Origin of the sequence: Salinicola lusitanus (assembly GCF_003206045.1) — a bacterium.
Taxonomy (GTDB): Bacteria; Pseudomonadota; Gammaproteobacteria; order Pseudomonadales; family Halomonadaceae; genus Salinicola; species Salinicola lusitanus.
In genome coordinates this window covers 505,953-530,768 of record NZ_PZJM01000003.1, presented here as the reverse complement: position 1 = coordinate 530,768, position 24,816 = coordinate 505,953, and the positions used below count along the sequence as shown (strand labels likewise).

The window sequence follows — 24,816 nt, the reverse complement described above, 5'->3', positions numbered from 1 at the left end:
CGCGGAAAGCCGGCGGCTTCCCGCGGTTCGCATTTCACGGTCGCGCGCCGCGACCCCGCTTCAGGGGCGGTCGGCGAATCGATCGGTTGCCCGGACCAGCGCGGCCATGATCTGCGGTTCGCTGAACGCGTGTCCCGCCGCCTCGACGATCTCCAGCTTGGCATCCGGCCACACCTTGGCCAGATCCCAGGCGTTCTGGAGCGGACAGACCATGTCGTAGCGGCCGTGAATGATCACGCCGGGAATGCCCGCCAGCCGGTCGGCCTGGGCCAGTAGCTGATCGTCGCGCTCGAAGAAGCCCTTGTTGATGAAGTAGTGGTTCTCGATCCGGGCGAAGGCCAGGGCGAAGTGATCGGCGGCGTGGGAGTCGCTGGCATCGACGGGGATCAGCTTCGAGGTCTCGCCCTCCCACACGCTCCAGCGTCGAGCGGCCTCGAGCTGGCGCTCGGTATCGTCGCCCATGAGCCGCTCGTGGAAGGCGGGAATGATATCGTCGCGCTGCGTCTCGGGCAGAATCTCCACCAGCCGTTCCCACTTCTCGGGGAAGATGTTGCGAGCCCCATGCTTGTAGAACCAGTCGAGCTCCTGCTGGCGCATGGTGAAGATGCCACGCAGCACCAGTTCACTGACGCGATCCGGATGCCGCTCGGCGTAGGCCAGCGCCAGCGTCGATCCCCATGAGCCCCCGAACACCTGCCACCGCTCGGCACCCATCATCTCCCGCAGCCGCTCCATGTCCTCGATCAGGTGCCAGGTGGTGTTGTTGGCGAGGCTGGCGTGGGGTGTCGAACGGCCGCAGCCACGCTGGTCGAACAGCAGGATGTCGTAGCGCGCGGGATCGAACAGCTGGCGGTGGATCGGCTTGCAGCCGCCACCCGGGCCGCCGTGGAGGAAGACCACCGGCTTGCCGTTCGGATTGCCGCTGCGCTCCCAGTAGACCTGGTGGCCGTCACCGGTCTCCAGATGACCGCTGGCGTGAGGTTCGAGAGCAGGATAGAGCGGGTTGGATTCGGACATGATTGACCCTGTTGGCAACGTGATGCGGCATCGCAATGGTGTCGTGTCAGCATAGAGGCCGGGCGGCCCGTGGGCCAGCCACCTGCCGTGCCGTCCCGGACTCCAGGCGTCGGGCGCATCGCGTAACAGCGATGATGTCGGCATGCGCCTCTGCTACCATCGTCGCCTATACACGGCAGCGCGCCGATACTCGGTCACGTTAGAGGGCAGTCGCCAACACGACTGCAACGGACATCCATGAAATCTCGCGATACCGGTTTTCGCCACCTGATCTACTCCACCGGATACTCACTGAAGGGGCTGGTGGCGGCATTCCGCAACGAGACCGCCTTCCGTCAGGAAGTGGCGCTCTGCATCGTGCTGGTGCCTTTTGCCTGGTGGATCGGCAAGAACCCCGTCGAGTGGCTGGTGCTGGTCGGCAGCTGCATCTTCGTGCTGATCGTCGAACTGCTCAACAGCGCGGTGGAGACGGTGGTCGACCGGATTGGTCCGGAACACCACGAGCTCTCCGGGCGGGCCAAGGATATCGGCTCGGCGGCGGTGATGCTGGCGCTGGGCATGGCGGCGGTGACCTGGGGCCTGCTGGCCTGGGACAAGTTCTTCGGCTGATCCGGCTCGCCGCTCATGGCGGCTCGGGCAAGTCCTCTGGCGTATCGATATCCCGCCAGATGCCGTCGTCGTCGACATCGACGACGGATACTGCCGCCCGATTGGCCTGCACCACGGTCCTGGCGCCGTCTCCCGCCTCCAGTGCGGCCAGGGTCGGCCAGAAATGCCGCCCGAACAGCACTGGATGGCCGCGCCTGCCACGATGACTGGGGATGATAATGCGCTCGGCATCGGCATGCCGCTGGAGTCGGGCACAGGTGGTGGCGCTGAGCCACGGCATGTCGGCCAGTACCACGGCGGCGGCGGTCGCCGTGTCGCCTTCGGCGATCAGGTGGCGAAACGCATCGCCCAGGCTTCCGCCCAGGCCGTGCCGTGCCTGGGCGGCGACCAGCCGCCGATGCCGGGCGGGATCGAACGCCTCAGCCAGATCCAGGTCGTCCTCCGGGCGCGTGACCAGCCACCAGCGGGGGTAGGCCCGGGCCACCGTGTTCAGCGTGGTCGCCAGCAGGGTGCGGCCATCCGGCAGCGTGGCACGGCGCTTGTCGCCGCCGAAGCGCCGGGAGACACCGGCCGCCATCACCAGTGCCACGACGGCCGGCGGTTCGGGCCGGGGGTCAGAGCTCATGGCGTGACTTGCCGCGCCGCACGCGGAGCACGTCGGCGACGACGGCGAGGGCGATCTCGGCCGGCGTCTTGCTGTCGAGGTGCAGCCCGATCGGCATCTGGATGCGCGCGATGGCGTCGTCATCCAGCCCGCCGGAGCGCTTGAGGCGTTCGGCCCGCTTTTCGGACGTCCGCTTCGACCCCATCACCCCGATGTAGAACGCCGGCGTGCGCACGGCCTCGATCATGGCCAGATCGTCGATCCGGGGGTCATGGGTCAGCGCGACGATGGCGGTGGCGGCATGCGCGGCGCCGGAGCCGATGAACAGCGACGGCAGCACCGACTGCAGCTCGATCCCCTCGATCGGGAAATCGCGTCGGGCCTCTTCCCTGGGATCGCAGACGATCACCTCGAAGCCCAGCGCACGGGCGAATTCGGCGCAGAAACGGGAAACCGGAGAGATCCCGGCGATGATCAGGCGCAGCGCCGGCCCCACGCGAAGGTGGATGACCTGGCCGTCGCGCTCGACCCGAGGGCCGTTCTCGCCGGCTTCGATGAAGCGCTTGCGCCCGCTCGCCAGGTCGATTCGGCGCACCAGCGAGCGCTGGCCGAGCAGGGTCGCGTGGAGCACCTCCAGATGTGTCAGGGTCTCGGCATCCGGCGTCAGACGCTCGACGAGTACATCCAGAATCCCGCCACAGGGCAGCGAGACCTGGGGCGATTCGTCGGCCCCTTCGCCGTAGCGGACCACCGACAGCGCATCGCCGAAATGCCCTTCGGCGATTCTGCCGAGGAAATCCTCCTCGATGCAGCCGCCGGAGAGCGAGCCGACATGACTGCCGTCCGCTTTCGCGACCAGCATCGAGCCCGGCTCGCGCGGCGACGAGCCGAACGTCGCCAGTACGCTGCATAACCAGATCGTCTCGCCGTCGTTGGCCCATTCGAGCGCCGCGTCGAGTACCTGGAGATCGAGATGTTGCATGAGGAGCGTCGTTCCTTCCTGAGAGCTGAGCCATCCCTGGCCGCGATGTGAGGTGACCGGATCAGGCGGCGACCGTCGACCCTGCCGAAGCCAACGCCGCCCGCACCCGCTCCGGGGTGAAGGGGGGCTCGCGAAAGCGGACGCCGGTGGCATCGAAAAGCGCCGCGGCGATGGCCGGGGCCCCGGGCAGTGACGTGGATTCACCCACGCCCAGCGGCGCCTCGTCGGCATTGTCGAGCAGCAGCAGATCGATGTGCGGCAGTTCGTCGAATCGCAGGATCGGATAGCCGCCCCATTCACGGCTGACCGGCAGGCCCCGTTCGAAGCTCACGCACTCCTTCAGCGTTCGGCTTAGGGTCTGGATGACGTTGCCGTGAACCTGATGGCGCACGCCGGCGGGATTGACCATCAGTCCCGCATCCTGACCCACCATGAGGCGCAAGACACGAATCCGGCCGCTCTCGCGATGAACCTGGAGCGTCACCGCCCAGGCGGCGTAGGCCGCGCCGAATCCCGGAAACCTGCTGTGCACGTAGTGGCCGTAGGCGAAACCATGGCCCTCGGACCAGCCATCGCCGACAGCGCTTGCCGACGATCGGCCGAACCAGTTGGCCCGCTCGGCGACGGCGGCCACCAGCGCCTGCGCGCGGGGCTCCAGGTAGTGTAGTCGATATTCCACCGGGTCGACGCCGGCACGTTCGGCCAGCTCGTCGATGAAGCTCTCGTGAGCGAAACAGTTGGGAAGGGCCGAGACCCCGCGTAGCCAGGAGGCGCGGACGATCGGCGCGACATCGTCGCAGGCGACTCTCAGGTGCGGGTAGCGATAAGGAGGCACCGAAGTGCGATCCCCCATCTGAAAAGGCACGTCGCTGGGCTGTCTGGCGCCGGTCAACAGCAGGGCCAGCGTCGGGGCGTCGTTGGAGGGGTAGCGGGTGACGAAGTCGTAGGCGCACAGCTTGCCGTCGGCGTCGGTGCCGCCGCGGATATCCATCAACTGCGCGGTTCCCTTCGGCTCCCACTCGTGTTCCTGAGCGCGATCCAGCTGCACGCGTACCGGCCGGCCCACGGCGCTCGACAGCAGCGCGGCGTCGGCGCCGACGTCATCGGCACAGTTGCGCCCGTAGCAGCCGGCCGCTTCATGGCGGCGGATCTCGATACGGCTTTCGTCCATGGCCAGCAGCGTCGCGATATCGGCACGCAGGCTGTGCGGATTCTGGGTGCCGGAATGAAGCGTCAGATAGCCGTCGCGATAATCGGCGACCGAACAGGAGGGGCCGATCGACCCATGCAACTGATAGGGCCAGAGATAGGTGCGCTCGAGTACCGTCGATGCCGTGGCCAGCGCCGCATCGACGTCGCCTTGCTGCAGCAACGGCCGATGTTCGGCCGGCTGGCGGCGCAGCGCGGTCTCCAGATCGTCGAGATCGGGAAGTGCCGGCAGTGGACGCCAGCGGACCTTGAGGCGCCTGGCGGCGAGCGCGGCCTGCTCTTCCCGCTCGGCCACGACGCCGACGAAGTCCCCCTTGACGACCAGGGCAACGAAACCCGGCAGGCCTCGCACAGACGCCTCGTCGGCCTCGATCAGGCTGCGACCGACGAACGGGCCCAGATCATGCCCCGTGTAAGGTGGGCGCACGACGCGCCCGTGCAGCATGCCGGGCAGGCGAACATCGTGGACATAGACGAACTCGCCGCTGGCCTTGGCGGGGATGTCGACCCGCGGCGTGCTGCGGCCCACTACCCGGTAGTCACGGCTCGCCTTGGTCGGTATCTCGGTGTCGAGTTCGAGCGCGACGCGCTCGCCGACCAGTAGTGATTCGTAACGCAGCGCGCGGCTGGCATCGCCCGGGACCACGGCAACGACCCCGTCGTCGACCTGCAGCTGTTGCGCCGGTATGTCGAGGCGCCTGGCGGCCCGCGCCAGCAGGTACTGCCTGGCCTGGGCGGCAGCGCAGCGCAGGGGGGTGGCGGAGATCTGGATGGTGGCGCTGGCGATGGTCGGCCCCTGGTTCGGCACCTCGAACGGATGGCCCAATACCATGATGACGCGCTCGACATCGACATCGAGCTCATCCGCGACGATCTGCGCCAGCGCAGTACGGACGCCGGTGCCCAGGTCGACGTGGCCGTTGAAGGCAAGGAAGCGGCCATCGGCGAGCAGGGCGATGAACAGCTCCGGCTCGGTGGGGATGAAATCGGAGCGTGTGCCCGGCTGGCCGGGGGCGGGCTTCGGCGGTATCACCGGGGCGCGGTAGACCACCAGCATGTCGGAGCCCTGCAGTAGATGCTCGCGATTGGGGAGTGAAGTCGACGTCATGCCTTACGGCCTCTGTTGTTGTAGGGAAAGTCTCCGCCAGAAACAGGCTGGCTGGCGAACCGGTGGGTCACCCGTTGCGCGCAAAAAGGCGCGTAGACACTGTTCCTGCGTTCGCCGATGATTTCCTTTCTCGCCATCAGCTCCTGATTAATTCATGAAAAACAGCTGAGTGGCGATTCTTTATATTTGTGGGTGGATGAAATTTGACCAAATGGTGTAGTATTTTTCCCAGAAATTACAGCGACTACGCCTAAAATCACAGCCACGCTCTGAGCTTTCCCCGCCGTTTGCTGCGCCCACCGCCGCGACGCGAATCGACGGTATCCGGCCGGCGGTGGCGGCAGGGCGAGGCTTGGAGGATGGTGCTTGGAGAGTGAGATCATGTCGAATTCCTTCGACCATGCCGTCGATGAAGTGGAACCGAACGCCGCCGCGACGCCCCACCAGCAGGACTACGAATTCTCCGAGCAGGTCGGCCATCTGCTGCGGCGTGCCTATCAGCGGCATACCGCGATCTTCCAAAGCCAGAGCTGTGACAAGCAGCTCACCGCCATTCAGTTCGTCACGCTCTGCACGATCATGGACAACGGCCCTAGCGCGCTGACCGATCTGGTCAAGGCGACGGCCATCGACCCCGCCACCATCCGCGGCGTGATCAAGCGGCTCAAGGCGCGTGACTGGATATCGCTGTCATCCGATCCCAACGATCAACGCAAGGTGATCGTCGACATCACCCTGGCCGGACGCGAGCTGGTCGCGACGATGGTGCCGCGAGCCAAGCGTATCTCCGACATGACGATGGGCAAGCTCAATCCCGCCGAGCGCGTGGCTCTCATGCATCTGCTGGAGAAGATGAACGCCTCGGAGGAGTGACAACCCCTTGTCCGGCCGGTCACCGCGCGACGCTGCTGGATCTGGATCGGTGTCGGCCTCGAGCTCTCGAGAGCAGTCCGATCGTACCCCGTGTCGAGCGCCGTGGCGTTCGACACGGGTTTCTCAACGCTTGAGCCACGCCATGGCCTCGCCGCTGTCGATGACGTCGCCATACTTGCTGTCGATGTCGAACAGGTTGGCCTCGTGCGGCCCTTCATGGCGATCACCGACGCCATCGCGGACCACCATGACGCGGAACCCGTGCTGCACGCCGTCGACGGCGGTGGCCCGCACGCAGCCGCTGGTGGAGCAGCCGATCAAGATCAGCGTGTCGACGCCCTGGCTATGCAGCGTCGGTGCCAGCGAGGTGCCGAAAAACGCACTGGCGTACTGCTTGGTGATGACCAGTTCGTCGTCTCGTGGCGTCACCTCGGCGCAGAATTCGGCCAGCGGGTTGCCCTCGACCATGTCCCGCATCACCGGGGCCTTTTTCACCCACATGCCGCCATCCTGGAAGCTGCCGGGCTGATAGCGAATATTGGTGTGGATGATCGGGGTCGCGGTCTCGCGGGCGACCTGCAACAGCTCACCACCTATCCTGACGGCGGTGACCACGCCCGGGGCGTAGAGCGGCGCCCCTTCGGTGGTATATCCCTTCATGAAATCGATGACCAGCAGGGCAGCCTTGTGGCCGAAGCCGATGCGGTTGCCCCATACGCCGGCATAGTTGCTGGCGGCGGATTCAGACATGACGATCCCCTCGATAATGGGCTTTACGAATAGCGGAAAGCAGGTCAGTCCGGCCGCGGGCTTGCCTGCTGGCGAGGCCCCTGCTCAATAGGCGCCCGAGAGCAGCGCGCCGGCACCCGGCACGACGGGCTCGAGATCGAGTGCCTTGAGCATGGCGTAGGTGGTGGCGATGGCGGCGGTCACCACGGGCTTGCCGGTCAATGCCTCGACCTTGGAAACGGCAGCCAGCGACGGCATCTGCACGCACGCCGACAGCACGATGGCATCGGCGTCGCTGAAGTCGAGTTCGGCGACGATCTCCGGCAGGCGCATCGGGTCGTGGCGGGCGACATCGAGGTTGTCGGGTATCTCCAGGGCGCGATAACCGAGCACCTCGACCCCCTCTTCGCGGATGTAGTTCACCACCAGCTCGGTGAGCGGCTTCATGTAGGGCGCCACGACGACGACGCGGCGGGCGTTCATCACTTTCAGCGCATCGACCAGCGCGCCCGCGCTGGTGATGACCGGCGTGGGGTGCCCGTTCTCGACGCTGCGCTGATGAAGGCGCTTCTGCGATTCACGGTGGTAGCCGGGGCCCATCGACATGATCGCGACCAGACACGCATAGCCCATCACATCGACATGGGCATCGGAGAGTTCCAGCGCACAGCGATCGGACTCCCCGTCCATGGCGGCCAGCTCCTCCTTGCGTACGGTCTTCATGCGCATTCGGCTGGAGTGGAAGGTGAACCGTTGATCCGGGCGGATGAGCTGCCGGGCGGTCAGCATCGCGGGAATCTCGGTTTCCATGGTGACGTTGGAGCTCGGGACGATCTGGCCGATGCGATAGAGCTGGGTCATGGCACTTTCCTCGGTGAACAGGCCTGGGGGCATTGCGATTACGGCACGGGCGGGCTGCGCTCGGGCTCATGGTCGTGACACGTCGAGTGGGCGGGCATGGCGCTACCGCCCCTCGCCCAGCTCGACGACGCGTTGACAGAAATCTTCGAAACGGCCGCTGAAATAGTGCTCGCGCGGCCAGCCGGTGCGCGGCAGATAGAAGAACATCTCTTCCAGTCGCGACTTGATGGTGGCGTGGTTCTTGGTATCGATGACGAAGACGTGCTTGCCGGTGGCGTCGAAGGGGCTCTCGGCGAGCTGACGCAGGATGAAGCGCACCAGGGAGTCTTCCTGCGGCATGCTGTACCCGACGATCACCAGGACATCGGTCTCCCGCAACAGCCGCACGGCCTTGGGGAAGACCTGATGGAAATAGGGCTCGTCGTAGTCCTGGACCTGGGATGGCAGGATCAGCAGCGGCGGCTCCTGGCGAATCTCGGCGTCGCTGCGCTGGCGATATTCGAAGTCGAAGCCCTGGGCCGTCGGCAGAATCTCGAATCCACCGTTGATCTTGATCACGTTGCGGTCGACGGTACGCGGCAGGTGTTCCCAGATCGTGCCGCCGCAGATCCGCTGAGGCGTGACGCCCCGATAGAGACGGCCGAAGACCGGCGCGTTCTGGCGATAGACGTGTTCGAGGATGGTCTCGATGGTGAAGTCGTAGTTGGTGGTCAGGAAATGGTACAGCGGCCAGTTGGCGCCCAGATTGGCGCTGCTGGCACGGTCTTCCAGCGCGGCGAACAGGCGCACGATGGCGCGCTGGCCGTCGCTGTCGTAAGGCGAGGTGAAACGCAGAGTGTCGTCGTCGACGTTGTGAATGTCGCAGGCGGCGGTGAAGCGGCGCATGACCAGCGTTCGCAACTCGTTGATGCTCAGACGCAGGTTCTGATCGTCGAAATACCGGTTGCGGATATCGGGATAGCGCACCTGCATGTCGAGCACGTAGCGCAGGTTCTTGAAGCGTTCGAAATCGAGATGACGGTAATCCTCCCAGCCGATGACGTGCATCAGGTGCTGCAGGTTGGGGAAGTCACGAATATCATCGAGATCGATCGCGAACAGCTCGCCGTCGGTGGGGGAGCGCGGGTCCCACGCCTTGGAGAACCCGGCACCGCACCAGAATGTCACCACCGGCGGCTTGCGCTGATCGAGATTCTGATCGAGCAGGCTGCCGATCAGACGCCCGAAGGCGTCGACCGTGGCGTCGTTGCTTACATCCGTCCGCGACATGGCGTCATCACTCCCGTTTCAGCTCGAAGGCGTTGCCGGTCCGGGCAAAGGCGACGACCCGGTCGAGCGCGCCTTGGCTGGAGGCATATAGCCGGTAGAGCGGTTGACCGATGTCGACCCGCTCGCCCTTGCGAGCGGCGAGGTCGAGTCCGGCCAGTGTGTCGCCCGGGGCGCCGGTGAGTCGAGCGATCGAGTTGAGTCGCCAGATATCGATATGGTCGATGCGGCCGCTAGCCGGCGCGACGATATCGGCGTGAAAAGGGCCGGGCGCGGCCGGAAGTCCACGCCGACCCTGCAGGTCGATGATGCGCTCGAAGCGGGCCTTTGCCGCGCCACTGGCGAGCAGGTCCTTGGCGCGCGCCCGCCCCTCGCCGGGCCTCACGTCCGGCGCCCAGTCGAGCAGGGCACCGGCGAAATCGAGCGCCTTGTCACGCAGGTCCTGCGGCGCGTCGGGGTCGTTGTTCAGCACCTGGAGGACATCGCGTGCTTCCAGGTTGGGGCCGATGCCCCTGCCCACCGGCTGAGTGCCGTCGGTGATCCGTGCCAGTACCCGGATGCCGAGCGCGGCACCCACCGACTCCATCAGCCGCTTCAGCTCCTGCGCCTTCTCCCGGGTCGGCAACTTGGCCTGGGGCCCTGTCGGCAGATCGACGACCAGATGGGTGACGCCGGCGGCCAGCTTCTTGGACAGGATGGAAGCGACGCTCATCCGCGCCGAGTCCAGATCCAGCGGCCGCACGATGGCGTTGGTCATGTCGTCGAAAGGCGTGTGCGACAGATGTCCGTTCCAGACGATACAGCCGTTGGCCCCGTTGACGACGCGGCGGACGTCGTCCGGGCCGAGCTCGACGTTGGCAAACAGCGCCATGGTATCGGCGGTGCCGGCCGGCGAGGTGATCGCCCGCGACGACGCCTTGGGAATGGTCAGCCCATGCGCGGCGACGATCGGGATCACGATCAGCGTGATCCGGCTGCCGGGGAGTCCACCGATCGAGTGCTTGTCGACCACCATCGGGCGATCCCAGTGCAGCGTCTGGGCGATCCGGGCCCGGGCGCGGGTCAGCGCGATGATCTCGTCGTCGTCGAGGTGATTGGCCAGGCTGGCCAGGAATGCCCCGGTCGAGGCTTCGTCGAAGCGGTTGTCGGCGATGTCGTGGACCACGCCGAAGAACTCGTCTTCGTTCAATGACTGACCGCGAAGCTTGCGCCGCAGCGCCGGTGCGCCGGCAGGCGGCGGTGCCGGTTGCAACTGCAAGGACATGCCGGCGATCAGCCCGAGCCGGGCCAGGGTAGCGCGCGCCAGGCCGATGGCGTCGGGAGCCAGCCAGTGATCGTCGTCGACCCACTGCACTTCCAGCACCAGCGGCCGGCCGAGGATGTCGACCTCGACGCGGGGCGTGGGCAGCGCCTGTATCGCATCGTGCAGCGGGTGGCGGAGTGACAGGAAGCCGATCAGGCGAGGACCGCTATCGATCGGCAGGTGGCGAATCGGCGTGTCGCCACCACAGGCCCGGGCCAGCGCGATGAGAAAGCGTTCGATGCCGGTGTCCAGGTCGGCACCGTTATCGATGCAGTAGTGGTCCACGCCCTGCGGTGGCTGCCACGCCAGCGTCTCGAGCCGGCCGAGGATGTCGCTGGCGGTTTCGCGCCCACGCATCGCCAGGCGCTGGGCGCGCACCTCGCGCGCTGCCGTGACTTCGATCACCGAGACCGGCAGCCCCAGTTCGGCGATGGCGCCGATGACCTTGCGCGACACATTGGCCAGCACCGTGCGCCCGCGGGCCAGGTCATCACGAATCGCCGCGGGCAGCGCATAGCGCAGGCCGTGCGCACGCCAGTGGATCAGGAACTCGCCGGCGTCGAGCGCCGCGTCGAAATCCGCGTCGCTCATCGCCTGATGATCCTCACCGCCCGCACCGGCAGGACGGGTGATGATCCGCCGCGCCAGGATCACGTGCCGGGTGCAGGCGTAGTCGGTCAGCGCCCGCTCCATCAGGGTATCCTTGCCGGCCCCGCTGGGGCCGACGACCAGTACCAGTAAGCCGCGCGGCGGATTGTTCGAACGCATCCCGCTCACTCCGCGTCGTCGAGGCCGATGTCCAGCGCTGGCGACGACTGCGTGATGCGTCCGACCGAGATGAAGTCGACGCCGGTCTCGGCGATGGCGCGAATGGTCTCCAGGCGCACGCCACCGGAAGCCTCCAGCAGGACACGGCCATCGACCATGGCCACCGCCCGCTGCATCTCTTCCACCGCCATGTTGTCGAGCATGATCACGTCGGCCCCGGCGGCGAGCGCTTCTTCCACCTGGTCGAGGCGGTCGCACTCGACCTCGACCTTGGTCAGCACCGGCACGCTGGACCTGGCGCGGGCGACGGCGGCGGTGATGCTGCCGCAGACGGCGATGTGGTTGTCCTTGAGCATGATGCCGTTGTCCAGACCCAGGCGGTGATTGCGACCGCCACCGCAGGCCACGGCGTGCTTCTCCATGGCGCGGAGCCCTGGCGTGGTCTTGCGGGAATCGATCAATTGCGCCCGGGTGCCGGCGATCCGCTCGATATAGGCCGCGGTGACGGTGGCAATGCCGGAAAGATGCTGAACCAGGTTCAGTGCGGTGCGTTCGGCGGTCAGAATGCTGCGCGCCGGACCTGCGATCCTGAGCAGGGTGGTGCCCTTGTCGACCTGCTGGCCATCCCTTGCCAGCACCTCGACCTGAATGCTGGCGTCGTAGAACGTGAAGACGCGGGCGGCAGCGGCAAGGCCGGCGAGCGTCATCGGTTCCCGAGCGCGCATCTCGAAGCGTCCGGGCAGCTCGGGGTCGATCAGCAGCGTCGCGGTGAGATCGAAGTAGCCGATATCTTCACGCAGGAAGGCTCGGATCTGGTCGTCCAGCACCAGCGGGTCGAGCTGCCAGGCCTGGGGGGCCGTTCGTCTTTCGAGGGTCATGTCGATGCTCCTTGTTGGGGGTCAGGGCGTGTTCACGGATGGGTTGCCGGGCGACGAGCGCCAGCGCCGGACAGTTGATACGCGACGATGACGGCAACCACGATGAGGCCGCCGAGTACGGGCCAGCCGCTCGGAGAGAGCAGGGTCAGCCCGGCAGCCATCAGCAGAAGTCGTACGCCGGGAGACAACCGCTGGCGGAGATAGCCCTCGGTGGCAATGGCGATGGCCAGGGTCGCGATGAAGGCCTGGGCGATCTCCAGCCCGCAGCTCAGCAGCGTGCCGTCCAGCGTGATACTGGGGTTGTAGACGATGGCGAACGGGAACACGAAGGCGAAGATCGCCAGGCGTACCGCCTGCGCCGCGATGCTCACCGGGTTACCCCCGCAGATCGCCGATGCCGCGTAGGCCGCGACGGCGACCGGTGGCGTCAATGCCGAGAGTACCGCGTAGTAGAGGATGAACAGATGCGACGACATCACCGGCAGCCCGAGCGTGTTGACCAGGGTCGGTCCGAGCAGTACGGCGGCCAGAATGTAGGCGCTGGGTGTCGGCATGCCCATGCCGAGGATGATGGTGATGATCGCGGTGAAGAACAGCGTCATGAAGGTGCTGTCGCCGGCCAGCAGCATCACGATCGAGGAGAACTTGGTCGCGAGGCCGGTCATGGTGATGCCGCCGATCACCAGTCCTGCCGCGGCGCAGGCGGCCGTGACGCCGACCATGCGAAAGGTGGTGGTGGCCAGGGCGTCGAGCAGCGACTTCGGTGTCAGCCGGTGTCGGCGACTGAACAGCGAGCAGATCACGATCGCGCCGGTGCCGAACAGCGCCACGAAGGTCGGCGAGTAACCGATCACCAGCGGAATCACCATCGCCGCCAGCGGGATCAGGAATAGCCAGGCGCCACGCATTACGGTAGACCATGACGGCACCTCCTCGGCTGCCAGCTGGCCGAGCCCGTGGCGCTTGCAGTACAGGTGCACCTGCACCAGTACGCCCATGTAGTAGAGCAGTGCGGGGACCAGCGCGGCGATGATGATCTCGCTGTAGGCGATGCCGGTGTACTCGGCCATGATGAAGGCGACCGAGCCCATGACCGGCGGCAGGATACTGCCTCCGGTGGAGGCGGCGACTTCTATCCCGGCCGCCAGGTTGCGCGAGAAACCGAGGCGCTGCATCAGTGGAATGGTGATGGAGCCGGTGGTGACCACGTCCGCGGTGGGGCTTCCGGAAACCGTACCGAACAGCGCCGAGGAGATCACCGCGACCTTGGCCGGCCCGCCGGTCGAGCGCCCGGTCAGGCGGGCGGCGAGATTGAAGAAGAAATCGCCGCCGCGAACGCTGTCGAGAAAGGTCCCGAACATCACGAACAGAAAGGCGTAGGTGGCGGCGACGCGAACCGGAACGCCGAACAGTCCGTCGCTGGTATAGACGTTGACGTCGATGAAATAGGATAGCGGCAGGTAGCCGTGACGGAACATCCCCGACAGCAGGTGCCCGGCGAGATTGTAGATGATGAAAACGGTGGCGATGAGGGTCAGGCCGAGACCGACGGTGCGACGTGTGGCCTCCAGGGTGAGCAGGGTGATCAGCACACCGAAGCCGAGCTGTGCCGAGGTCAGCGGCGTCAACAGGCTGATCCGGTTGGCCAGATCGTCGATCGAACCGATGAAGAAGATGGCGCAGGCGGCACTGGCAACCACCAGACCCCAGTCGAGCGGACTCGGCGTCTCCGCTCCGGGTTTGTCGTTGGGCGCGATCAGGAAGAACACCAGCACGAGCATCAGGGTCAGGAAGACGATGGTCAGCGCCAGCACGTCCGCCGTGGAGAAGATCGTCGTCCAGATCACCCACAGGGCAATGACGGCCGCATAGCACTTCAGCAGCCAACTGAAGACGCCTTGCGGCTGGCGGCGGCGCCCCGTCGACATCAGGCCGTTGGCCAGGCGAGTGAGATTACCGCGAGTCATGTTGTCGTCCCATGAGAGTGGTGTCGTGAGGTCGAGTGGGCTGAGCGGGCTCGCCGGCGCCGGTCACCGAGGCTTCCGGCGCCGCGCGGACCTAGAGTAGACCCGCCTCCTCGTAAGCGCGCTTGGCGCCGGGGTGCAGCTCGACCACCGACTGCTCGAGCAGGGTCTCGGGTGTGAGCTGCTTCATCGCCGGGTGCACCCCCTGCATGACGTCGATGTGTTCGATCAGATCCTTGGTGATGCGGTAGGTCTCATCGTCGGCCATCGTGGCCGGCGCCACCAGCATGGCCGCGGCGGTATGCGTCTGAACCGGATGATCGAGCCAGGTATAGGCATCGGCCGGTACGGTATAGGGCTTGTCGCCGTACTCCTCCTCCATGGCCTTGATCACGCTATCCGGCACTGCCAGCAGGGTCATCGGGCGATTTTCCGCCATGCCACTGATCGCGCTGCTGCCAACGAAGGTCTCGTTGGCCCACATGTCGGCGCGACGGTTCTGGACCAGCTCGGTGGCGACCGCGGAACCCTGGTAGACCACGCTGCCCCCCCAGGACTCGATGTCGTCCGGGGTCACGCCGAGCGCTTCGAGAGACGATTCTCCGACCATCGAGGGGAGAATGCCCTTGCGATTGAGCACCAGCCTCAGCGGTGGCTTCTTGTCGGCGATATCCTGCAGCGAGTGGATGCCGTACTCATCGGAGAAGTCCTGGGTCAGGACCCACTGCATCGGGGCCCAGTTGTACAGCACGCCGATCGCCCGGAAGTTGTTCACTGCCTTGGGGAATGGCGGCTCGCCGGAGATCGCCTTCATCGCTTCGCCAGCGTGGACGATGGCGAGGTCACAGGTATCGCCCTGCATCTGGATGATGTTGGCAAAGCCGCCGGACGAGGTCTGGTAGGTGACGCTGGAATTCGGATTCTCGGCCTTGAGCACGCCGTCCATGCCGACACCCAGCAGCTGCCACAGGCCATTCGGACTGCCACCGCACAGGTTTTCGTTGAGCGGCTCGGCCTGGGCCGACAAGCCGAGCCCGAGGCTGGTGACGATCACGCCAGCGGTGATGAGTTGCTTGATCATTGCTCTGTTCTCCAGATTTGTCGTTGTGTTGTTCGAGAAACGGGCTTCCGACGCGCTACGAGGTCGATGAGTGTAATCAAGGTTGTCGTGGATTGGGTGGGGCTTCGGCTCCTGTTGGCGATGGTGACAAGGCGCGGCTCAGCGGTTGACCTGATGGCCGGGCAAGGCCAGGACCAGCAGGCATCCCAACAGCAGGGCCGCCGCGAAGCAGAGCAGGGCGATTGCACTGCTCCCCGTGAGATCCAGAATCCAGCCCATCAGCGAATTGCTGACCAGGCCCGCGATATTGGCCAGCGAACAGGCAAGCGCGAATCCGGTCGCCGCCGCCTGTCCCTTGAGAAAGGTCGCCGGCAGGCTGAAAAAGACCGGAATCGCGCCCATGATCGCGCCCGATGCGATGGCGAATACGGTCACGGTCGCCACGGCGTTGTGGGCGAATAGCGTGCTCAGCGACATCGCCGCCGCGCCGATCAGAAACGGCACGATGATATGCCAGCGGCGTTCGCGATGGCGGTCGGAACTGAAGCCGACCAGCAGCATCCCGACCAGTCCCGCCAGGCTGGGTATCGAGGTCAGCCAGCCGATGGTCGAGCTGTCGCCGACGCCGGCGTTGTGAATGAAGGTCGGCAGCCAGAAGCCGATGGCGTAGGCACTCAGCAGGATGGCGAAATCGATGCCGCCCAGCATCCACACCTTCAGGTTGAAGAAGCCGTCGCGAAAAGTGGTCTGCCGACTCGGGTTGGCGGCGCTGTCGCGGGCAAGCTCCGATTCCAGCGCCTGCCGCTCGTCGGTATTCAGCCACTTGGCCTGACGCGGGCTGTCGGGCAGTGCCACCAGCAGGACCAGCCCGAGAATGACCGTGGGAATCGCCTCCAGCAGGAATAGCCATTGCCAGCCGAACAGTCCGTGCCAGCCGTCGGCAAAGGTCATGATGGCGCCGGAGAGCGGCCCGCCGACGAGACTGGAGAGCGGCAGGCCGATCATGAACAGGGCGATGATGCGGGCGCGGCGCCAGGAGGGGAACCAGCCGGTGAGATAGAACAGCACCCCGGGCAGGAATCCGGCCTCCGCCGCGCCCAGCAGAAAGCGCAGCAGATAGAACTGCCAGGCCTGGGTCACCAGCATCGTCAGGCCGGAGAGGATGCCCCAACTGATCATGATGCGGGCGAGCCAGAGCCTCGCCCCGACCTTCTCCAGCACCAGGTTGCTGGGCACTTCGAACAGGATGTAGCCGACGAAGAACAGCCCGGCGCCGAGACCGTAGGCGGTCTCGCTGAACGACAGCTGTTCGGCCATCTGCAGCTTGGCGAAGCCGATGTTGATCCGATCGAGATAGGCCGTCAGGTAGCACAATCCCAACAGCGGTATCAGCCGCCAGATCACGCGTCGGTAGAGTTCGTCGTGTGGCGACACCTCTGCAGTGCCGGCCACCGAGGAGAGGGTGGACATAGCGATTCCCGATCGTTGTTGTTGCTGGTTGTCATCGTCTGTCTGATGCGATCGCCGGGCCGACCGCCGCGGGGGCGGTCTTCGTCGATGTCGCCACAGCATTCATGGCGGCACCGGATCCTCGTTGGCAGTGGTGTTGATGATCTCTTTGCCGTTGTGCCGTCTCTATCGGACTATCGATGCCGTCAGAGCCTGCGGCCCAGAAAATCCTCGAAGGCGGCGAAGAACCCCTCGAAGTCATCCCACGGGATCATGTGGCCGGCATCCTGCGCCGTGGTTATCCGGATCGCCGGCAATCGTTGGCGGATCTCCTGCTGGTCGGGCGGCTGGATGACGCCACCTCTGCCCGCGCAGATCAGCAGCGTCGGCACCGTGATTGCAGACAGGTCCTGATGGATATCGACCGTATGAAACTCCTCGAAGGCCTGCACGATGGCCGGCTCGAAGCAGGTATGCAGCCACTCCGCTCGCAGCGCTAGCTGGTCGTCGCTCCACGTCGGGCAGTACTGGCGCATCGTCTCCAGGTCGCAGCCCTTGATGCAGTCGCGAATGGAGTCGACGTACCACGGCAGTTTGCTGGGGTACTCGCGTCGGCCTGGCCCGGAGACCGGGGGATCGATCAGTACCAGCTTGTCGAGCGTCGGCACGCCGCGGCTGGCGGCGCGGATCGCGAAGCGGGCACCCATCGAATGACCCGCCAGAATGACGTTCTCGAGCCCCAGCGCGGCAATGAAAGCAGTGGCGTCGGCGGCGCAGGTATCGGTGTCATAGGCGAGTTCCGGGCCGGTCGACGAGAGGCCTCGGCCACGCACGTCGAGAACGTAGGTATCGAAATTCTCGCCCAGACGCTCGGCCACGAAAGCCCAGGTGATCGCCGGGCTGGTGATGCCGGGAATCAGCACCAGCGGCTGGCCGATCGCAGCGCGTTCGCCGCCGAAACGCAGATAGTGCTGACGAATGCCGTTGGCATGGACATTGGCGCCGTAGAGATAAGTGCTCATGTCGGGTCTTTCCTCGTGGACGTCTGGGAGGCGTCGATACGCCGGCCAGCGAGCGGCGTTCCGGCGTCTCGGCTGTGACTGCCGGCCGCCCGGGCCGTGGCCGTTTGGCAATGCATCAGGGTGCCTTGAGTTCCTGGGTGGTCACGTCATGGCCGAATACCCAGGCCGGGTCTTCTTCCTGCCGCAGCCAGGTGTTGTCGTGGGAGACCTGCTGCACCCGCGAGGCGCGCTCGAAGCGGTTGGTCTTGTAGAGTTCGAAGGCGTCGGCGTAATGCTCGGGGCCGACCGCTTCCAGGCTACGGACCAGCACTGCGGCGTCCTCGATCGCCATGGCCGCGCCCTGCGCCATGTGAGGCTTCATCGGATGGCAGGCGTCGCCGAGCAGCACCAGGCGCCCCTTGTGCCAGATCGGCAGCGGGTTACGTTCCAGCAGTGGCCATTTGGTCACCGCTTCGGTGCAGTCGATCAAGGCCTGAACCACGGGATGATAGTCGTGGAAGATTTCGCGCATCTCTTCTTTCGAGCTGTCGACGAACGACGTGCCATGCTGCCAGTCGGGAGTCTTCACGCCCGTGACGTAGTAGTACTCGCGCTGATCGCCGGTGACGTAGTAGACCATCATGTGCTTGTCCGGCGACCACCACTTCACGCACGACTCGAAATCGAGATCGTAGGCCTTGAGCTTTTCCGCATCGACGATGGCGCGGTGGGCAATCCAGCCGCTGTAGGTGGGATCCTCCGCGCCCAGCAGCGTTTCGCGAATGCGCGAGTTGACGCCGTCGGCGCCGATGACCAGGTCGGCCGTCTCGGTGTTGCCATCCGCGAAGCGCATGATCACCTCGCTGCCGGTGTCGTCGACGCTCGTCAGCCGCCTGTCGAAATGCAGCTGGCTCGGATCGAGGGCTTCGACCATCAGGGCGTGCAGGTCGCCGCGATGCACGGTGATATAGGCGGCGCCGTACTCCCGCTTCGCGAACTCGCCCAGGGGTATGCGTGACTGATAGTCGCCGCTGACGCCGTCGCGACTGAACCAGTAATCCGGGTGCGACCCCATCGCTTCGAGCCGTTCCTCGATGCCGATCTGGCGCATCACCTTCATGACGTTGGGACCCAGATGGATTCCGGCGCCCAGCCGGGAGAATTCAGGTGCCTGTTCATAGACCTGAGTTGGATAACCCGCTTTCTGCAGCAGCGCGGCCACGGCGGCGCCACCCAGGCCGGCGCCGATGACCGCCACTCTGGGTTTCGGTGACATCGGTTTCTGACTCATGTTCTTTCCTCGATAGATTGTTGTCGTGCAGCGGCTGTCGCCGGGCCATGGCCCTCGCCGGCTAGCGCTATCCCGACCCCGACCCCGACGTGGTCGCTGGGAGCGCCGTCTCGACTGGCAATGGTTGCTGCCCCGGTCGCAATCCAGTCCCCTGATGGCAGGCCGGCATGACTGTTAAAAACAACGTATACGCCGTATATTGGCAAGTCAACGGTTTTCTCCATCGGAAATCTCAAGACCGGCCAGGACGTGCTAGGTCTTTATAAAACCATTGTTTTTGAAGTATAAAATTATATTCTAGGGGCGTTTTAAAGGCCGCTTGTTTTACGCTTGGCGAGGGTGGTATAAGTTTAGATATCGCCATTTCTGGTGTATGCACTATAAGGGTACGATGGCGTTCGAGTTTGCACCACGGTAGTGCCAAATTGACGAATAACTCCAATCGAGAACGGCATGACGGACAGCATCGATTTGCGGGTCAATGGCCAAGTGCGGCACCTGCCGCTCGATCCCGCGACCCCGCTACTTCAGGTTCTGCGCAACGACCTCTGTCTCAATGGCCCCAAGTACGGTTGCGGTCTGGGTCAGTGCGGGGCCTGCAGCGTACTGGTCGAGGGTCGTGTTGCCCGCTCCTGCGTGATCTCCCTGGGGGCCGTGGCCGGCCGCGACGTCGTCACGCTCGAGGGCCTGGGCGCGTCGGGCCGGCTCGATCCGGTGCAGACCGCGTTCATCGAATGTCAGGCGGCCCAGTGCGGCTACTGTCTCAATGGCATGATCATGACGGTGCGGGGGCTGCTCAATCACTGCGCGCAGCCGTCACCTGACCAGATCGTCGGCGCGCTCAAATACAATCTTTGCCGTTGCGGAACCCATGTCGAGATTCTCGAAGCTGCCACCCTGGCGGCCGAACTCGATGCCGCCGGCGTGGCGCCGGGGGGCAGCGAATGAGTGTGCCGGCCTCGTCCGTCGACCGCCCCCCGCTCCCCGGCGATTTCGACGCGCTTCCCGGTCTCCTTCGCTATGCCGTGGTCGTCCGGCCCCCCGACGTCGCGTTTCACGAGGGCCGCTTCGGCTGTTCGAGACTGCTGGATATCGATCACGCCTCGCTGGGCGAGTGGGCCACCTTCACCACCGTGGTCGAGATCGCCAATTTCGTGGCGGTGGTGGCGGCCGATCCTGAGCTGGCGCGACAGGCAGCCCGGCGCCTGCGCCTGCACTGGACGCCACCACCGCTGTGGGACGACCACCTCGGCGTGGGTAGCGAGCGATCGGACGGGCGCGGGGCGGTGGTCAATCGCCGACGGACGGACGGCATGGTCCGGCGCTACGGTTGGCCCAATCGCCTGCGTTGGGGGGAGCGTGCCGGCTGGGTGATTGCCGATGTCTCCCCGGCCCGGGCCAGCCTGTGGGTCGACACCGCCACGCCCGAAGCCCTGCGTGGTGATCTCGCGGCACTGCTTTCGCTGGCGCCGGCCGCGATCGATTTCTCCAGCGAGCGCAGCGATCAGGAGGAGACAAGCCTGGGTCGTCTCGCCTGTGACGATGCCGCCGCAGACGCGGCGCTGGTGTCGCGGCAGGTCGGGGCGCCGGTCGCGATCTGGCTGGATGCCGACTATCAGCGTGACGTCGACGCGCTGGGCCTGGCCGAGACGTGGGACGTGGCGGCCAGTGGTGGGCACACACTGGATGCGCTGGCACTGGGGTACGGGGCGGCGAGACCCGCGCCGGCCATGGCGCTGCTGCTGACTGGGCTCACCGAGCCCGCCGGAGCGCCGGCCGGCCGGCCGGCACGCTCGCCTTATCGGCGTGCCAATCCCGTTCGAGAGGGCGACGAGAGCGGCAGGGCAAGCGATCGTGTGCGTGTCTTCGCCGAAGAGTCGTTCCTCGATGAGTGGAGCCGGCAACAGGCGAGCGATCCGCTCGATCTGCGGCTGCGGCACCTCGATGATCGCCGCGGCCAGGCGCTGATCGAGGCCGTCCGCCAGCGCGCGGCCTGGCACCCGAAGCCGACGCCCGATCCCGTCGAGGGCGGCGTCGGGCTGCTGACGGGTCGAGGATTCGCCTACTGTCACCTGCCGGATGCCAAGGGGGAGTGGGAGAGTGGCACCCGTTCCGCCTGGATCGCCGATGTCAGCGTCGATCCGGTGACGGGGAGCGTTCAGTTGACCCGCATGGTGGTGGGGCAGGACGCCGGCGAGCCGGTCGACAGGGCGGCGCTGGCCGCGGCGCTGCGTCGGCAACTGCTACCCGAGTCGACGCTGCTGCTGCGCCACGCTGACGGCATCGACGAGTGGGGCGAGCTTGCCGATGCGTCACCTCCGACGCTACCGGCCATCGATGCGCTGACACTGGATGCCGGCGGCCATGCCTTGCCGGCGCGCGTGCCGGATGCCCTGGCCCCGAACGGCACCGCCGACAGCCCGGTCACGATGCCTCTGCGTCTCAGCGCGCAGACGCTGGCCCCGGGCACGGCAGCGATCGCCAATGCGCTGTTCGACGCCACCGGGCAGCGTTTTCGCGAGCCGCCTTTCACGGCAGCGCGCATTCGCGCCGGGCTGCGTGAGTCGACCGGCGGCGATGCTCGAGGCGCCAGGGCGGCGTCATCCGTGGGTAGGCGGCGCTGGCGCTGGGTGGGCGCCGCCACCGCGTCGCTGATCTCGCTCGGCGGCGCGGCGGCGGTGGGGTTGCCATGGAAGGCGGCGATCGACCCGGTGCCACGCCCCGCCGCGAATCTCTACTCCCAGGCGACCATCGAACGCGGGCGGCTGGTCGCCGAGGCCGGCGACTGTGCGGTTTGCCACACCGCCAGCGAAGGTGGCGCGACCAACGTGGGGGGACGCGCCTTCGAGACCCCGTTCGGAACCGTCTACAGCACCAATATCACGCCCGACGAGTTGACCGGTATCGGCCGCTGGCCGTATGCGGCCTTCGCGCGCGCCATGCGTCACGGCATCAGCCGCGACGGTAGCCATCTCTACCCGGCCTTCCCCTATACGGCGTTTGCCAAGCTGAGCGACACCGACCTCCAATCGCTGTATGCGTACCTGATGGCGCAACCGGCGGTGGCGTCGCCTGCCGTGGACAATCAGATGCGTTTTCCTTTCAATATCCGCGGACTGATGGCGGGCTGGAACCTGTTGTATCACGACGCCAAACCCTTCACGCCGGACCCGACGCGGAGCGCACTGTGGAATCGCGGCGCCTATCTGGCCGAAGGTGCTGGGCATTGCAGCGCCTGCCATTCGCCGCGTAATGCGCTAGGGGCGGAGAAGCGCGGCGATGACCATTTTGCCGGCGCGCTGGTCGACGGCTGGGAGGCGCCGGCGTTGAGTCAACTGTCGAAGGCCCCGGTGCCGTGGAGCGAAGCCGCGCTGTACGATTATCTCCGCACCGGCCGGGCGGCGCACCATGGGGTTGCCGCCGGGCCGATGGCGCCGGTGGTGGCGGGGCTGGGCGAGTTGCCGGAGAGCGATGTGCGCGCCATCGCGCATTACGTGGCGTCGTTCATGCCGAGCGCGGTCGATGCCGCGCAGGCCTCCGAGATCGCCGACCATCGTCTGGCCCTCTCGACCGCCACGCCGCCGGGGTTCGATGCCGGAGAGCGACTCTACAATGGCGCTTGTGCTTCGTGTCACGAAGGCGGCGACATGCCGGTCTATTCCCGGGCGGAGACCTCGCTGGCGCTCAACACCAACCTTCACAGCGCGCGCCCGGACAATGTCATTCAGGCCATCCTCGACGGCGTCGTGGCGCCCGGTTCGAGCGCGGGAAGCGCTGGCGAGATGCCCGGGTTCCGTACCGACTTCAGCGACAGCCAGCTCACCGCCTTGGTGAGTTACCTGCGCGCGCGTTTCGCCCCAGACCAGCCGGCCTGGGAACATCTTTCAACAACAATCGGCGAGCTGCGCGGTGCGTCGTCGCCATGAGCGACGCTGGCGGCATCGGCTCGATAGCGGATCTCGCCAACGCGGGGCGGTAACGCGTGTCTCGACAACAACGGTTTCGATAGCAGCGATTTCGATGACAACGGCAACAATAAAGGAGTGACGCAATGAATTCTCGCCGCTGGATCTGGCTCGTCTGGGCGCTGGTCCTTTCGTGTTACGTGGTGCCCTACGGTCTGCTCGGACAGGTGCAGGCCTGGTACGGCAGCTGTCTGTTCTGGTTTGTCGTCGGCGTCCTGGTCATCGTCGCCAACATCATGATCACCCAGGGTTTCAAGGACGAGTCGGGGAACTGAACCATGAGTACCAATCTGATCTGGGGAGCGGTCCTCATCTATCTCGTGGTGGCCGTGGTGGTCGCCTACCTGTCGCGGGGCGAGGCGACCAACGGCAAGGGCGTCGACATGTCCGGCTACTTTCTCGGCAATCGCCAGATGAATGGCTTTGTCTCGGCGCTCAGCTACAGCGCCACGACCTACAGTGCGTTCATGATGGTGGGGCTGGCGGGACTCACCTATGCCGGCGGCGTCGGGGCGTTCGGGTTCGAGATCGTCTACTTCGCCGGCGTTTCGCTGGTGGCAATCTTCGGGCCCCGGTTCTGGGCGGTGGGCAAGCGCTTCGGTTTCGTCACGCCGAGCGAGATGCTGGGTCATCGCTATGGCAACGGGAAAGTCGCGGTGGCGACCGCCGTCGCCAGCTGCGTGTTTCTGATCCCTTACGCCGCGGTGCAACTGGCTGGCGTCGGCTACCTGCTGGCGGGCATGAGCGGCGGGGCGATCTCGTTCACCACCGGTGTGATCGTGTCGACGCTGCTGGCGATCCTGTTTTCCTACATTGCCGGGATCCGTTCGGTGATGTGGACCGATTCGCTGCAGGCGTTGTTCATGATCGTCGCCTCGACGCTGGTGGCGCTTCTCGTGGTCCATTCGCTCGGCGGCTTTTCGGAACTGTTCGACACGCTGGCCAGCGAGCACCCGGCTTCTCTCAGCGTACCCGGCCCCGGCCTGTTCAGTTTCACCACTTTCCTGGGGCTGACCATCCCCTGGTTCTTCTTCAGCCTCTCCAACCCCCAGGTCAGCCAGCGTCTGTTCATGCCGTCATCGCTCAAGTCGATGCGCCAGATGCTGATCGGCTTTCTGATCTTCGGCTTCATCTACACCGTGGTCTCGGTGCTGTGGGGCTTCTCGGCGCTGGTGGCATTCCCCGATCTGGCCAAGTCGGATCTGGCAACGCCGACGCTGCTGGCTTCCGAACATGTGCCGCCCGTGCTCGGCGTGATCGTCATGGTGGGGATTCTGGCCGCTGCGGTCTCGACCATCGACTCGATCATGCTGACGCTCTCCTCGATGCTGTCGAGGGACGTCTATGCCAATGTCGTTATCGATGCCAGCGAGTCCAGGCAGCTCAAGGTGGGCAAGTGGGTGTTGCCGATCATCGCGATCCTCGCCTTCCTGTTCGCTGAGCTGCAACTCAACCTGATTGCGGTGCTCTCCGTGGCGGCCTCGACGGGGCTGGTGGTGATCGTGCCGGCGATCATCGGGGCCTTCTACTGGCAGCGCGGTACGGCGGTCGGGGCGCTTGCGAGCATCGTCGGCGGCGGCCTGGTCGTCATCTATCTCTACCTGAGCGGTGTCAAACCGCTGGGGCTGCCGGCGGGGATCTGGGCGCTGCCGGTCGCGGTGGTGCTGTTCGTGGCGGTCAGCCTGGTGACCCGGGCCAATCGCGAGCGGGCCGACGAGTTCATGGAGACCGCCAGGCGGCGCTGAGATGAGTCAGCGGCAGGCGTGACGACAGGACGAGCCCGGCGCTGTGCCGGGCTCGTCCTGTGCGGCGGCTGAAAGGCCGGGATCAACGCCAGCCGGGCGCGATGGCGATGGCAAGACGCTCCCCCCTCTTGGCT

Annotated in this window: 20 protein-coding genes; 6 read left to right on the top strand and 14 right to left on the bottom strand. The window is 65.8% G+C overall.

The window, feature by feature from the left end; translation table 11 throughout:
* Positions 1–60: 60 nt before the first annotated feature.
* Positions 61–1,017 (bottom strand): prolyl aminopeptidase, encoded by a 957-nt coding sequence (gene pip / locus DOM45_RS06200; RefSeq protein ID WP_110598642.1) that lies wholly within the window; start codon positions 1,015–1,017, stop codon positions 61–63.
* Positions 1,018–1,254: 237 nt separating this feature from the next.
* Here pip and DOM45_RS06195 point away from each other — a divergent pair, with 237 nt between their 5' ends.
* Positions 1,255–1,626: a diacylglycerol kinase gene (locus tag DOM45_RS06195; protein WP_110598641.1), complete on the top strand. Its 372-nt coding sequence runs from the start codon at positions 1,255–1,257 to the stop codon at positions 1,624–1,626.
* 13 nt (positions 1,627–1,639) lie between these two features.
* Here DOM45_RS06195 and DOM45_RS06190 read toward each other — a convergent pair whose 3' ends face one another.
* The 3 genes from DOM45_RS06190 to DOM45_RS06180 all read right to left on the bottom strand — a co-directional run bounded on the left by DOM45_RS06190 (position 1,640) and on the right by DOM45_RS06180 (position 5,529).
* Positions 1,640–2,251 (bottom strand): nucleotidyltransferase family protein, encoded by a 612-nt coding sequence (locus DOM45_RS06190; protein WP_110598640.1) that lies wholly within the window; start codon positions 2,249–2,251, stop codon positions 1,640–1,642.
* The gene (locus tag DOM45_RS06185) at positions 2,241–3,212 is read right to left on the bottom strand and encodes an XdhC family protein (RefSeq protein WP_110598639.1); all 972 of its coding nucleotides are present in this window, start codon (positions 3,210–3,212) and stop codon (positions 2,241–2,243) included. The genes DOM45_RS06190 and DOM45_RS06185 overlap by 11 nt, the downstream gene beginning before the upstream one ends.
* A gap of 61 nt (positions 3,213–3,273) precedes the next feature.
* Positions 3,274–5,529, bottom strand: a complete 2,256-nt coding sequence (locus DOM45_RS06180) for a xanthine dehydrogenase family protein molybdopterin-binding subunit (RefSeq protein WP_110598638.1) — start codon at positions 5,527–5,529, stop codon at positions 3,274–3,276.
* 381 nt (positions 5,530–5,910) lie between these two features.
* Here DOM45_RS06180 and DOM45_RS06175 point away from each other — a divergent pair, with 381 nt between their 5' ends.
* The gene (locus tag DOM45_RS06175) at positions 5,911–6,402 is read left to right on the top strand and encodes a MarR family winged helix-turn-helix transcriptional regulator (protein ID WP_110599006.1); all 492 of its coding nucleotides are present in this window, start codon (positions 5,911–5,913) and stop codon (positions 6,400–6,402) included.
* Between the two features lie 123 nt (positions 6,403–6,525).
* Here DOM45_RS06175 and DOM45_RS06170 read toward each other — a convergent pair whose 3' ends face one another.
* The 10 genes from DOM45_RS06170 to DOM45_RS06125 all read right to left on the bottom strand — a co-directional run bounded on the left by DOM45_RS06170 (position 6,526) and on the right by DOM45_RS06125 (position 18,972).
* Positions 6,526–7,152, bottom strand: a complete 627-nt coding sequence (locus DOM45_RS06170; protein ID WP_110598637.1) for an N-carbamoylsarcosine amidohydrolase — start codon at positions 7,150–7,152, stop codon at positions 6,526–6,528.
* Between the two features lie 84 nt (positions 7,153–7,236).
* Positions 7,237–7,992 (bottom strand): aspartate racemase/maleate isomerase family protein, encoded by a 756-nt coding sequence (locus DOM45_RS06165; protein WP_110598636.1) that lies wholly within the window; start codon positions 7,990–7,992, stop codon positions 7,237–7,239.
* 102 nt (positions 7,993–8,094) lie between these two features.
* A complete protein-coding gene (locus DOM45_RS06160) occupies positions 8,095–9,261 on the bottom strand; it encodes an SIR2 family protein (RefSeq protein ID WP_110598635.1) in 1,167 nt (388 codons plus the stop codon).
* 7 nt (positions 9,262–9,268) lie between these two features.
* Positions 9,269–11,329, bottom strand: a complete 2,061-nt coding sequence (gene phnN, locus DOM45_RS06155; protein WP_110598634.1) for a phosphonate metabolism protein/1,5-bisphosphokinase (PRPP-forming) PhnN — start codon at positions 11,327–11,329, stop codon at positions 9,269–9,271.
* Between the two features lie 5 nt (positions 11,330–11,334).
* Entirely contained in the window at positions 11,335–12,207 is an 873-nt protein-coding gene (gene nadC, locus DOM45_RS06150) for a carboxylating nicotinate-nucleotide diphosphorylase (protein ID WP_110598633.1), read from the bottom strand.
* A gap of 32 nt (positions 12,208–12,239) precedes the next feature.
* A complete protein-coding gene (locus DOM45_RS06145) occupies positions 12,240–14,174 on the bottom strand; it encodes a TRAP transporter permease (protein WP_205909402.1) in 1,935 nt (644 codons plus the stop codon).
* Positions 14,175–14,265: 91 nt separating this feature from the next.
* Positions 14,266–15,252: a TAXI family TRAP transporter solute-binding subunit gene (locus DOM45_RS06140; RefSeq protein WP_110598632.1), complete on the bottom strand. Its 987-nt coding sequence runs from the start codon at positions 15,250–15,252 to the stop codon at positions 14,266–14,268.
* A 138-nt stretch (positions 15,253–15,390) separates the two neighbouring features.
* On the bottom strand, positions 15,391–16,701 hold the full coding sequence (locus DOM45_RS06135; RefSeq protein WP_110598631.1) for an MFS transporter: 1,311 nt from the start codon (positions 16,699–16,701) through the stop codon (positions 15,391–15,393).
* 185 nt (positions 16,702–16,886) lie between these two features.
* Positions 16,887–17,702, bottom strand: a complete 816-nt coding sequence (locus DOM45_RS06130) for an alpha/beta fold hydrolase (RefSeq protein WP_110598630.1) — start codon at positions 17,700–17,702, stop codon at positions 16,887–16,889.
* Between the two features lie 115 nt (positions 17,703–17,817).
* On the bottom strand, positions 17,818–18,972 hold the full coding sequence (locus DOM45_RS06125) for an FAD-dependent monooxygenase (RefSeq protein WP_280951652.1): 1,155 nt from the start codon (positions 18,970–18,972) through the stop codon (positions 17,818–17,820).
* 453 nt (positions 18,973–19,425) lie between these two features.
* On the opposite strand from DOM45_RS06125, the gene DOM45_RS06120 reads away from it, so the two are divergent.
* The 4 genes from DOM45_RS06120 to DOM45_RS06105 all read left to right on the top strand — a co-directional run bounded on the left by DOM45_RS06120 (position 19,426) and on the right by DOM45_RS06105 (position 24,682).
* The gene (locus DOM45_RS06120; RefSeq protein ID WP_110598629.1) at positions 19,426–19,920 is read left to right on the top strand and encodes a (2Fe-2S)-binding protein; all 495 of its coding nucleotides are present in this window, start codon (positions 19,426–19,428) and stop codon (positions 19,918–19,920) included.
* Positions 19,917–22,898, top strand: coding sequence for a c-type cytochrome (locus DOM45_RS06115; protein ID WP_110598628.1), 2,982 nt, complete (start codon positions 19,917–19,919; stop codon positions 22,896–22,898). The genes DOM45_RS06120 and DOM45_RS06115 overlap by 4 nt, the downstream gene beginning before the upstream one ends.
* A gap of 125 nt (positions 22,899–23,023) precedes the next feature.
* Positions 23,024–23,212 carry a hypothetical protein gene (locus tag DOM45_RS06110; protein ID WP_110598627.1) on the top strand — a complete coding sequence of 63 codons (189 nt, stop codon included), beginning with the start codon at positions 23,024–23,026 and terminating at the stop codon, positions 23,210–23,212.
* A 3-nt stretch (positions 23,213–23,215) separates the two neighbouring features.
* Entirely contained in the window at positions 23,216–24,682 is a 1,467-nt protein-coding gene (locus tag DOM45_RS06105) for a sodium:solute symporter family protein (RefSeq protein WP_110598626.1), read from the top strand.
* Positions 24,683–24,816 lie beyond the last annotated feature (134 nt).

Excerpts from the sequence above, each read along its gene's own strand:
- DOM45_RS06170 (WP_110598637.1), bottom strand. The coding sequence starts at position 7,152 with ATGTCTGAATCCGCCGCCAGCAACTATGCCGGCGTATGGGGCAACCGC.
- DOM45_RS06120 (WP_110598629.1), top strand. The coding sequence starts at position 19,426 with ATGACGGACAGCATCGATTTGCGGGTCAATGGCCAAGTGCGGCACCTG.
- DOM45_RS06190 (WP_110598640.1), bottom strand. The coding sequence starts at position 2,251 with ATGAGCTCTGACCCCCGGCCCGAACCGCCGGCCGTCGTGGCACTGGTG.
- DOM45_RS06195 (WP_110598641.1), top strand. The coding sequence starts at position 1,255 with ATGAAATCTCGCGATACCGGTTTTCGCCACCTGATCTACTCCACCGGA.
- DOM45_RS06180 (WP_110598638.1), bottom strand. The coding sequence starts at position 5,529 with ATGACGTCGACTTCACTCCCCAATCGCGAGCATCTACTGCAGGGCTCC.
- DOM45_RS06115 (WP_110598628.1), top strand. The coding sequence starts at position 19,917 with ATGAGTGTGCCGGCCTCGTCCGTCGACCGCCCCCCGCTCCCCGGCGAT.
- DOM45_RS06135 (WP_110598631.1), bottom strand. The coding sequence starts at position 16,701 with ATGTCCACCCTCTCCTCGGTGGCCGGCACTGCAGAGGTGTCGCCACAC.
- DOM45_RS06185 (WP_110598639.1), bottom strand. The coding sequence starts at position 3,212 with ATGCAACATCTCGATCTCCAGGTACTCGACGCGGCGCTCGAATGGGCC.
- DOM45_RS06175 (WP_110599006.1), top strand. The coding sequence starts at position 5,911 with ATGTCGAATTCCTTCGACCATGCCGTCGATGAAGTGGAACCGAACGCC.
- phnN (WP_110598634.1), bottom strand. The coding sequence starts at position 11,329 with ATGCGTTCGAACAATCCGCCGCGCGGCTTACTGGTACTGGTCGTCGGC.
- DOM45_RS06160 (WP_110598635.1), bottom strand. The coding sequence starts at position 9,261 with ATGTCGCGGACGGATGTAAGCAACGACGCCACGGTCGACGCCTTCGGG.
- pip (WP_110598642.1), bottom strand. The coding sequence starts at position 1,017 with ATGTCCGAATCCAACCCGCTCTATCCTGCTCTCGAACCTCACGCCAGC.
- DOM45_RS06110 (WP_110598627.1), top strand. The coding sequence starts at position 23,024 with ATGAATTCTCGCCGCTGGATCTGGCTCGTCTGGGCGCTGGTCCTTTCG.
- DOM45_RS06105 (WP_110598626.1), top strand. The coding sequence starts at position 23,216 with ATGAGTACCAATCTGATCTGGGGAGCGGTCCTCATCTATCTCGTGGTG.
- DOM45_RS06130 (WP_110598630.1), bottom strand. The coding sequence starts at position 17,702 with ATGAGCACTTATCTCTACGGCGCCAATGTCCATGCCAACGGCATTCGT.
- DOM45_RS06140 (WP_110598632.1), bottom strand. The coding sequence starts at position 15,252 with ATGATCAAGCAACTCATCACCGCTGGCGTGATCGTCACCAGCCTCGGG.
- DOM45_RS06125 (WP_280951652.1), bottom strand. The coding sequence starts at position 18,972 with ATGAGTCAGAAACCGATGTCACCGAAACCCAGAGTGGCGGTCATCGGC.
- nadC (WP_110598633.1), bottom strand. The coding sequence starts at position 12,207 with ATGACCCTCGAAAGACGAACGGCCCCCCAGGCCTGGCAGCTCGACCCG.
- DOM45_RS06145 (WP_205909402.1), bottom strand. The coding sequence starts at position 14,174 with ATGACTCGCGGTAATCTCACTCGCCTGGCCAACGGCCTGATGTCGACG.
- DOM45_RS06165 (WP_110598636.1), bottom strand. The coding sequence starts at position 7,992 with ATGACCCAGCTCTATCGCATCGGCCAGATCGTCCCGAGCTCCAACGTC.